The organism is Chryseobacterium sp. sg2396, assembly GCF_042610505.1.
GTDB lineage: Bacteria > Bacteroidota > Bacteroidia > Flavobacteriales > Weeksellaceae > Chryseobacterium.
The window spans coordinates 92,585-103,584 of the sequence record NZ_JBHGAQ010000019.1 but is presented as its reverse complement, the minus strand read 5'-3'; the positions used below and the strand labels follow the sequence as shown (position 1 = coordinate 103,584).

Annotated in this window: 7 protein-coding genes; all 7 read right to left on the bottom strand. The window is 41.0% G+C overall.

The genetic code is table 11. The annotated features are described in order from the left end of the window. A partial coding sequence (locus tag ACED20_RS17975) for a DUF6443 domain-containing protein (RefSeq protein WP_378106131.1) occupies window positions 1-1,942 on the bottom strand: 1,942 nt, incomplete at its 3' end. Window positions 1,943-1,947: 5 nt separating this feature from the next. Beyond that, a complete protein-coding gene (locus ACED20_RS17970; RefSeq protein WP_294237331.1) occupies window positions 1,948-5,130 on the bottom strand; it encodes a hypothetical protein in 3,183 nt (1,060 codons plus the stop codon). A gap of 12 nt (window positions 5,131-5,142) precedes the next feature. Further along, window positions 5,143-6,819, bottom strand: a complete 1,677-nt coding sequence (locus ACED20_RS17965; protein WP_378106129.1) for a T9SS type A sorting domain-containing protein — start codon at window positions 6,817-6,819, stop codon at window positions 5,143-5,145. Window positions 6,820-6,954: 135 nt separating this feature from the next. Beyond that, window positions 6,955-7,245, bottom strand: coding sequence for a hypothetical protein (locus tag ACED20_RS17960; protein WP_294237327.1), 291 nt, complete (start codon window positions 7,243-7,245; stop codon window positions 6,955-6,957). A 344-nt stretch (window positions 7,246-7,589) separates the two neighbouring features. Then, window positions 7,590-8,873, bottom strand: coding sequence for a glutamate-1-semialdehyde 2,1-aminomutase (gene hemL, locus ACED20_RS17955; RefSeq protein ID WP_378106126.1), 1,284 nt, complete (start codon window positions 8,871-8,873; stop codon window positions 7,590-7,592). Window positions 8,874-8,893: 20 nt separating this feature from the next. Beyond that, window positions 8,894-9,871: a hypothetical protein gene (locus tag ACED20_RS17950; protein WP_378106124.1), complete on the bottom strand. Its 978-nt coding sequence runs from the start codon at window positions 9,869-9,871 to the stop codon at window positions 8,894-8,896. A gap of 43 nt (window positions 9,872-9,914) precedes the next feature. After that, window positions 9,915-10,973, bottom strand: a complete 1,059-nt coding sequence (locus ACED20_RS17945) for a glucosaminidase domain-containing protein (RefSeq protein ID WP_378106122.1) — start codon at window positions 10,971-10,973, stop codon at window positions 9,915-9,917. Window positions 10,974-11,000 lie beyond the last annotated feature (27 nt).

Here is an 11,000-nt window from a genome sequence, read left to right as displayed (position 1 = left end):
GGGTCTGGTAAAATCCGGCCGTCAGCCTGTTGAGCTTATCGTACACATAGCCGTATCTCTTGGGTGTCGTGGAAGGGTTGCTCCCAATATTCTCCATGCTTCGCCAGTCCACCTCTGCAATGTTCCCATTGTATTTTGCTTTCACTTCTTTACCCGGGAACTGCACCGGATCAGGACTGGTGATTCCTTCCTTTTCATTGTATTTGATCTTATAGGAAAACAGCTTGCCGCCAAGGTCCGGAGCCGACATCTGGTCTCGGTTGATCCAGGTCAGCCAGCCACGGATGTTATAAGCATAATCGATGCTCTGAAGATTATTTCCTACTTTTTTGTTCGTAAGCTGGGAAAGTTCGTTATAGGTATTATCCGCAAGAAGCACTTCATTTTGATCATCTACTTTATGGTAATGCTGAAGCAGCCGGTTCTGGGTGTCGTAGACAAATCTTTCCTGAAGCGTTACCCCGACTTCGCCCTGCTTTCTCAAATGATACGTATTGGTTCTCTGGGCCACCCCTGCAAAATCAAGCTCGGTTTCGGTTTTGGTATATCCGCCCAGGTGATTGATGGAGTGGGTACCGATGGTTCTTCCTTTTTTATCATACCAGGTGTAGTTTTTGGTCCAGTTATCGTCTTCAATGTTTTTAACATACGAAGCCACCGGTAAGCTTTTGGTACTTACGGGAGAATTCTGGGCATCCTGCGGCAAAACATCCTGTCCTAAAATCTGGGTAGGAATCGCCGGGGTTCCCGGAGGATAGGTATCATAATAATTAACGCTCAAAACCTGGAGAATCGCATTAGTAGGAAAGGTATTGTTTCCATAATAAATATCCATTCCGCTTTTCGTAAAGCCTACAGTACTTGTCCTTTCCTCTGTTAGAGAAGATGCCGTTACAGAATGGAAGTCTACAGCATCCTGGATATCTTTTCTTATATAAGTACTTCCTATGCCTGCTATGGCAGTATAAACAACCCTAGATAGCTTATCATAACGGGTAAGCAGCCAATTTCCTGAAGGTCTCATATTGGCATCCTGGGTCAGGAATACACGGTCTGCTTTGTCATATACAATATACTCCCAGCCTTTTCCGGGAAGTTTCTTTTCGACAAGCCTTCCCTTACCATCGTATTTGTACTGGTAGCAGAGATCGCCAAGTACCGTGTTGGGATCCGCTTCCACAGCCGCTTTCGGGGAAATTACAAAAGCCAGCTGGTTGTATTCGTTGTAGACATAATAGGTATCCGCCTTTTCGGTATCAGTGATCATTTTTCTGACCAGAAGAACCTGCCCTTCCCCGTTTTTGAACTCGATGGTGACATTCCCGTCTTCATCGGTAACGGTATTTTTATACAGCTGGGCTGTCCCATAATTTGTGCTTTGGCTTAAAACCGAACTGGTGGCACCGTTTACCCAAGTGGTAACCGTGGTGTATTTTTTTACCGCATCACCGGTTGTATTGGCATCATACCCGAACTGTATCGGCTTCGTTTCCCAGGCTGTTCCGACCTGCTTCTGCTGGAGGATCCGGTCCAGGGGGGAGCTTTCCAGAACTTTTTCAGAAAAAGGCCTTTCATTCGCATAGATTCCGCTAGGGTCGCCTACAGGAAAATATCCGGAATTTTGCTGGGAGTAGATGGCTCCGTTATTTGTTCCCTGCTGTGGAACAGGAAGGTAATCCATAATCTGTCTTCCGAAGCCGTCGTATAAAATAGGGGTTACCAAATCTTTCCCTTGTGGAGTTGCTTTTACATTCACAATCTGCTTGGGCCGGCCCAGCCCGTCGAAATACTGGACCGTCTCGATCTGTTTTGCCGTGGTGCTGCTCGTGGTAACAGGTTCAAGATATGTCCTGCTCTGTACATAGTTTTCTGTAGAAGTAAGCTGGGCCTGCACAAATCCTGATAACAGGATCGTGCCTATGGGAATTACTATTTTTTTCATCGGTATTAGTTTTTATAATTGTATTTGAATTCTTTCAGGATTTTACCGAATTGGTTATCTTCTCTTATTTCCTTTAATCTATTAGCTGCATCGTAAATGTAGACTTCCCTTATTCCTGAAGGCGGGGTGATGCTTCTTACGCCGATAAGCGGATCATAGGAATAGGTAGTAACCTGATAGTTAGCTAGTGTAGGATCTTTTCTAAATGCATCCAATGCATTGAGTAAGGCCGTTTCATCGTTTCCGGGAGCTGCAGCGGCATCAGTATCTGAAGCACTTACAATAGCATTCTCTAAATTTAATACCTGTAGATAAGTAGCACCCTCTATTTTTGCAATAGGCCTACTTCCATTATAACCCCAAATAATCGCTGTTGGAATTCCGGATTTGCTAATATATTGTCTTGGATTTCCTTTTGCATCGTAATATTTATACGTAACTTCTGTATCACTGTTATTTTGCAGATCAGTAGATATCACGGAAATCGGTAAAGCAAATCCAGTAGTGGTCGTCAATGCCTGGCTATAAGAATAGGGATATAGCGTTTCTACTTTCGAGATGACCTTGCCAGCATCTAAAACATCACTTTTTTTGACTGTGGTGATTTCTAATGGAATGCCCAATTTATTTTTCTCAATTAAAAACTGATTTGCTTTTTCATCAGCGTATTTATAAGATGTTTCCTGTACAGTTCCATTTTCAAAATTTGTTTTCATCTTAGTCAACATATTATGATTGGGATTATCATAATAATATTTCGTTTCTGTTTGCAAAATATTACTTCCAAAATATTTTTTTGTAATATTGGAACTTACGAAATCATTATAATAATACGTTTTTAACTTTTGTGCCCACGCGTTAGAAATATTAATGGAAAGATGGAATTTATCGTATCTGTTAGGATTATCATTATAGGTAATATTCGTTTCTTCCAATAAATTATTGTTTTCGTCTCTAACAAGTTTTTTCGAGAGTTTACCTCTTTCAATGCTCGTATCATCAGGCATTACAAAAATATTAATGGACGAAGGAGAAGGTGTGTAGGTACCGTTCGTTAATTGTGTCATGAAATTAGAATAGTAGATGTACCGGTCCGGCTTATCAATATAAGAGGTGTAATAATCAATAATGCTCCCTTTATTAGTGAGCTTTTCGGTAACCTTAGAATAATTTATTACGGAACTTTCAAATAAATTTTTTGAATATCCGGATGAAACCTGATAAATAACAGTTTCATCTACGGCAACTGGAAATACAGCTGAATTATTAATTTGCTTACGTATTTTAAAGAAATATCTGGGCCAATCCATTAGTATTCCCGAACTTTGGTTCAGATCATTGCTGTAAAAGAATTCACGGATATTTTGATTAGTGCTGGAATCAACATCATAAATCTTTTTAATCCTTGTTCCACCAGCTATTCCTGTCACGGCATATAATGCAGGAATGAACCCATTATTGGAACGTCTCTCCAGCCTTTGTCCATATTGATGAGGTTCATATTCGAAAATAGAGCTTCCACCTGTAGGATAGGTAACTCCTGTCAGTGCATACATTTTAGCATAATCAAAATTCGGCTCCCTAACATCGGTGGTATACTGAAAATCACCATTGCTGTAATAATTAACCCCTGGTACTAATTTGGGTGTTGAAAAATATGGGTCATTTGTTAGCTTCCCATTATAATATCCCCAATAATCCAATGCACAGGTATGGGGAATCGGAGTGCCTGTAGCATTTGTTGCATCATACGATAATGCATAGGGAGTCTTTCCTCTTTCCTGTATATTTTTTAGGAAAATACGTGGATATTGTGTATTGTAGACATCATAAGTGAAATTAATGTCATTAATAAGGTTATTCTGATGATATACTTCAATTCTGTCTAATTTTTTTTGATTTGGCTTGGTCATGGGAGTAGCCGAACCGCTACTACCAAAAATATCGACATTTTTATATAAATTATTCTGGTCAGAATACACAAAATTTATTTTTGTGCCTTTATATACTATGTTAGAAAGCAGTGTTTTCTTTATTATTGAATAAACATTTGAATATCCTGACGAATATTCAGCAGTCATGTGGGTATATTCCATTCCCCAAGCTTGTTGGTCAGTAGAGACGCCTTTACCATACTCATTAACATGTACATTAAAGTCCAAGAGCTTTTTTGTTTCCGCATATTGAGTGAGAGGTTTCCAAAATTGGAGTGGCTGGACATGGCAAAAAGAACTTCCACTCCCATTTATAGGCAGATTATCTTCTTGATAATTATAATTTACAGTCTCCCCGTTCGTAAACTCCATTTTGTATAAATACCAACTATTAATCACAGGTAAGTTACTGGAGTTGTCACCATTGGCATCGGTTCCGAGAAAAACGGAATATTCTATATTTTTACCCTGCTTTCCAAAATAATATTTATTACCAAGTTCATCAGTGATCTTAATTTCCGACTCATATCGAGGAGTACAATAGTTTACATAAGGCTGAGAACTTACTCCTGACAGATCTACGGATAATTTATGAGGTTCTGAAGTTGTAACTTCAACATTGCCATTGGGAGCTATAAAAAATTTCCCTGAAATTCCATTAAAGTTAAATGAAAACATATCAGGTGTTGTTTCATAACGGGTAGTATTATCGTCGGGATATCCTTTGAGCCTGAATTCATAAAAATCGTCATCCTGATTATCCAAGGCTGGTGTCATTTTTGGACTGGCAAAATTATTAAGATCATTGTCTGTTGGCAATAAATTTACATTAGATCCAAATTGCCGAATTCCTGCCAGGTATCCATGCTCGTGACGCCCGTTTATTCCATTCAGGGTCTGAGGAGAGCCTAACTGATCATCTGCCTCACCTCTCACTTCTCTTGTAATAACTCCACCAGCCATCAAGCTCCAGTTAAAACCTACAAGTCCTGATTTTTTGCTTGGGATAAACCCTGAGGCATTATATGCAAGTGAAATATCAATAGTATTACCGTCTTGGGTTGGTATTGATAATAATGGAATATTTAAATCCAATTCCCCCACATTTTTCTTAATTGGAATATTACCGTACCTTATAAAGTCCGTAATTTGTGGGCTTTTTATATTATTTATAAATCCTTCTTTTAATGTATTATTCTGGGCACTTATACAAATACTACCCAGTAATAAAACTGGTATTATATACTTTTTCATTTAAATGTGTATTTATTTTTTTATTAATTTCGCACTTGCCGTCTTCCCTGAATCCGTCTTTACCGATACCAGGTATGCCCCCTGAATTAATGGCTGCGTATTGAGTTTGGTTACTTTGTTTTTTGTCTTAATGCTCTGAAGCTGTCTTCCGCCCATATCGTACATTACGATTTCCACTTCTTTAAAATCAAATCCCACTTCAACATATGCGTAATCACTCACCGGATTCGGATAAATCCTAATATCCTGCTTCTCAATCAGCTGATCAATCTGCTTGTCGCCCAGTTTCACGATCTTCCAGTTCTCTTTGCCAAGTTCTTCGGCACTAGTTCCAGCCAGAATGATCGAGCCGTCACGGTTCAGTTTTATATCAGACAATCTTTCTTCTCTCTTACTTGATTCTCCTTTCACGTGCTTTCGCCATTGCTCATTGCCGTTCTGGTCCAGGTACAGCATCCAGAATTTTTCATCGTCAGCTTCGATCCTGCCCTCCGCCTGCGTATAGCCACCCAACAAAATCCCTTTCGTACTTTTATCATCGGAAGCATGCAACACACTCATTCCCATTAAAACATCGCGGTTTTTAAAACTGTAGGATTTCTGCCAGATTTCTTCGCCTCTTGTGTTTACGGAGATTAACCAAAGGTCCGTCCCCTCTTCAATGCCTACGGTCTTATTGCCCGATATATCTGATCTGGATTCTCCACCAATTAGATACCCCGTGGAAGTCATGGCCAGGGTTCTCAGATGGTCATCGCCTTTTCCGCCGAAGTTCTTTTCCCATTCAACCTTATTATCTTTTGTGAGCTTAACCAAATAATAATCGCCCTCACCATAATTTTCAGACTTTTTGGAGCCTCCAGCACTACTTCTGGAGTAGATGCCCAGCAAAGCTCCGCCATCAATCGTCGGAATCATCTTCTCTACTTCATCAAGTCCTCTTCCTCCTAAAACGAGCTGCGAGATTTCCTTTCCACTTTTGTCCAGCCTTATCACCAGCACATCTTTGGAGCCGTAGCCTTTATCCGCTAACTGAGCCGAGCCGAAGTTAACATTCCCTGCGACAAAGAATCCGAGATCCGTCGTCTGGATCACCGCCCGGGCTTCTTCATCCGCTGCACTACCGATGGTTTTCTGCCATAATNCTAACTGAGCCGAGCCGAAGTTAACATTCCCTGCGACAAAGAATCCGAGATCCGTCGTCTGGATCACCGCCCGGGCTTCTTCATCCGCTGCACTACCGATGGTTTTCTGCCATAATTCATCACCAAATTCGTTAATTCTAATCAGCCAAAAATCGCTTCCCCCTTTGGATTCATCCTTCTTATCAAGCCCTTTTCCACTGTATGAAGTACCTGCTAGTAAAAATCCGCCCTCCTGCGTATTGACGGTCGCCGATAAAAAATCGTGATTTTTTCCGGAGAAGTATTTTTCCCAGACTTCTTCCCCTTGTTGGTTTAATTTAACCAGATGAAAATCGTAACCATTGTTTTGTTTTACGGTCCCTGATCCTATTGAACGGGCTTGAATAGAACTGCCGGTAATCAAGTATTGCTGATCAACAGTGGTAGTCATTTTCGAAAGAAAGTCCTGCGTCGAGGATTTGATATCCTTCTGCCAAATCACTTCCTGGGCAGAGATACCCAGAGATATACATAGAAGAAGTGCGCTCATGTAGAGTTTTTTCATATCATTAGTAATTAATTATTTATCTTTTTTAATTCCTGCAAAAATATAATTTTTACTTCACAATCTAAAGATTTATTATACATTTTTTTATTAATAAAAACAGAATATATTATTCTTATAAATACTATTTATTTTTTACTGATCCATATCCCAATTCAGAATCTCAATATTTCTCTCTGCATAGCCCATTGCTTCCTGTACGGACAAAAAGGGGCGCGAACTGCTGTCGGAGGAGACATAGCCTTTTTCATCGATCAGATATTTTCCGAAATGCAGATAATAGACTGTCTTGTCTTTTCCGATGTTTGATGAAAAAGCAACGGATGCAGATGGTGGCAAATGTGCAGGATCCTGCTCCACCAGTAAGATCGGCAGATAGGTATTTCCGGAATATTTCCATTCTCCTGTTTTAATTATTTTATGCATGATCTGAATGTCTTTTATGGCGTAAAAATAAGCTGTTCAAAAATTTTCAGGATTTCACAAGTATTAATTTCATATTAAATAATGCATACAATAGAAAAACGCAGTACAAACTGCGTTTTTCTATTGTATGCGTGAATGGTCAATGGTCAATTTTGCTATGCAAGTCAATCGTAGATGGTGAATTTTGCTCTGCAAGTCAATGGTCAATTAATTAAAAAATTCATCATTCATCCGAACGAATTTACTGTGGACAAGTGAATTGTGAATGGTCAATTTTGCTTCGCAAGCCAATCGTTAATCTATTAAAATTCACCATTCACCCGGAGAAATTCACTATTGACCTTTTAAGAGTACTCAAACTTTCTCACTGCTTCCAGCGTCCTATCGATCTCATTATCTTTAATAGCATCACTGATGAAATAGGTTTCATAGCCACTCGGCGGAAGGTAGATCCCGTTCTGCAGCATCTGGTGGAAGAAATTATTAAATAAGGCATGGTTGGCCTCCTGGGCTTCATCAAAATTAGAAACCCTGTTCGTATGGAAAAATACGGACATCATCGATCCTTTTCGGTTGATTTTATGGGCAATTCCTTTTTCATTCAGGATTTTCCCGATTTCAAAATCAAGGGTTTCCGTGGTTTTTTCAAGCCTGTTGAAAAATTCAGGGTCGTTTTTGATGAGCTGAAGGGTTTTCAATCCGGCCCTCATCGCCAGAGGATTTCCGCTTAAGGTTCCCGCCTGGTAAACGGCTCCTTTAGGTGCCAGGTAATCCATGATTTCATTTCTTCCCGCAAAAGCCCCAACCGGAAGTCCGCCTCCGATTACTTTTCCATAGGTCACCAGATCTGCCTTCACATTGTAAAGCTCCTGTGCTCCTCCGAAAGACAATCGGAAGCCCGTCATTACCTCATCAAAGATCAGCAAGGCCCCGTTTTGGTCACAGAGGGTTCTCAGTTTCTGAAGGAATTCGTTTTCCGGGAGAACGCAGCCCATATTTCCAGCAACGGGTTCAACAATAACCGCTGCAATTTCGCCCTGGTTATGCCTGAACAGATCTTCTACCTGCTCCATATCGTTGTATCTTGCCAGCAAGGTGTCTTTTGCCGTACCTACAGTTACTCCGGGAGAATTCGGGTTTCCGAAAGTTGCAGCACCGCTTCCCGCTTTGATCAGGAATGAATCCGAATGACCATGGTAGCAGCCTTCAAACTTTACGATTTTATCCCTTCCGGTAAAGCCTCTTGCCAATCTGATCGCACTCATGCATGCTTCTGTCCCTGAAGACACCATTCTGATCTGGTCGATATTCGGAACATTTTCGGTAATAAATTTTGCGATCTCCGTTTCAAGCTCCGTCGGTGCACCGAAAGAAAAACCTTTTTCGGCCTGAATTTTCAGCGCTTCCAGAACCTCGGGATGGGTATGGCCGAGAATGGCCGGCCCCCAGGAATTGATGTAATCGATATAGGTATTGTCATCGGCATCAGTAAGGTAAGCTCCTTTTGCAGATTTCATAAAAACCGGCACTCCTCCTACGGATTTGAATGCACGGACCGGGGAGTTTACACCGCCGGGAATGTATTGGTAGGCTTCATCAAATAAAGCCGAACTTCTTTGGTATCTCATTTTAAAATCTTTCTGTATAATTAATCCTTGAAATAAAGGGTTCCGTCTTCTCCAGCATAATTCCTGACTCCGTTGATCATTGTATAATATAACTGAAAAGCATGGCCGTTCTTCGAAACCGTTCCGAAAGGCTCAAATCTTCCGTTTAAAGTAACCCCATTGGCAAGAATGGTTTTAAAGCGTACATTTTCTCGGTCAGCAGGATCAGGTTCTGAGAGCAGGATCAGATGATGGTGGTCCATCATTAAAATGGAAGCATATTTTACAGGATAAATCTCGTGGGAAAATTCATCGGTTAAGCCGAACAATCCTGAAGAATCTGTAGTTAACAGATAGGGTTTTCCGCTGAATACCTGCCATCCCACATATGCAATATCGGGTGTGCTTCTGTACATTTTCCCGATTTTAGGAATATAAATTCCGATGTGGGCATTTTCTGACAGAATTTCAATATAATCAGCTTTAAAGTTGATCCGGTATTTTGTTTCATCTTCATAGGGTTTCAGCATTTCAAGGTCTCCCGAACTTAGGTCATCACGGGTCAGTGTGGGTACTTTACCGGTTTGGGTACCTGAAAAGCCTTTGTCTTCCACCCACCGGTCACGGACAGGAAATTTTTCAGGGTTTGCGTATTCGCCGAGCCGCATCCTTGTTTTCCTGGAATAGCGGTAATAACCAAAGCCATCAAACACTATGTAATCGGTGCCCTCCGCAAAAACTGGCTGTTCCGAAATAAATGGCATCACCTGTCCCGAATGATAATCTATAATTTCGAATTTCCTGTTTTGTTCTGCATGGAAACCCCCTACCGACGGATCATACCAGCTGATGCTCTGGTACTGTGGCTGAACCACAATGAATTTGCCGGCATCACACAATCCCCACAAGTTTCCCTGCCGGAACGGAATGTACTTATCCAGATCCTGTGAAAAGATTTGTACAGGAAAGAGCAGTAAAAACATCCAGTAAATCCCGGATTTTATGCTGTAAAATTTCATTCGGACATCCAATTTCTAAGGGTTGAAAAATATCAGCCGGATATTAATTTCTTGGTTTTTTATCAATCAGATAGATCAGCTGTCCGGGCGTCGGTTTCTGTCCTTCATCCATTCTGTTTTTGGCGTACAGCTTGTTTAATTTGATTCCTAATTTCTGGGCAATGTCATGCATATCTTCGCCGGGTGCGGCAGTATAGGTTGCCGTATTTCCTTCGGAATTTTTGGATTCAAGGAAAACGATCTCATTTTTCTTCAGCACATCACTTTCCAGTTCGTTCCACTTCATCAGCCTGCTTTCACTGATCCTGAACTTTTTGGCGATAAATTCAACGCTGGTATCCTCAGGAATGATAATGTATTTCAGGCCGTCGTTCGGGTGGCTTTTAATTAATATCGTATTCAGTATTTCCGCCTTAGTCTTAATACGCTCTACCCTTTTCTGCTGTTGGGCGTAGGAGGTCTGCTTGTACGGAACCTCAACGGTAACCGGTACTTTTGTCTTTTTAGTATATTTTTCCGGTTCCATCTGGGCCATAAAGCTCACGTCATTTTTCAGATCCGGATACATTTTCAGGACCGCATACAATACTTCTTTGGAACTGGTATTGTCGAACTCATATAATTTATACCGCTCTATTTTACCGATCAGGATCGCGGCGTAGCGCGGATTGGTGGCATATCCTGCTTTTTTCAGTCCGGTAGCCCACGCTTTGTAATCTTTCATGTCTAAATTGAAGAGATTTGCGTAGTACTTTCTTGTTGATAAAAAGATGGAATGGTCTTCGTAAGACTGTCTCGGATCATCATAAACGCGGAAGCATTCGTTCGGAGCGTCATCGGTATGCTTCATCGTTTTCCCGGTCCAGTCTTCCTTGCATTTGATCCCGAAATGATTTTTGCCTTCCAGTGCCAGCCGGCTCTGCCCGCCTCCGGTTTCCAGCAGTCCCTGCGCCAGAGTGATAGAAGCCGGAATTTTGTATTTTTCCATTTCCTCTACCGCATATTTTGCAAATTTCTGGATGTATTGGTCTTCAGTAGCCCAGGTCTGGGCGGAGAATGTAGATAAAACTAAAAGGCTTATGAGCGTGAAAAGTCTTTTCATCTTATAATTTTTATTGTTTTAAAATGA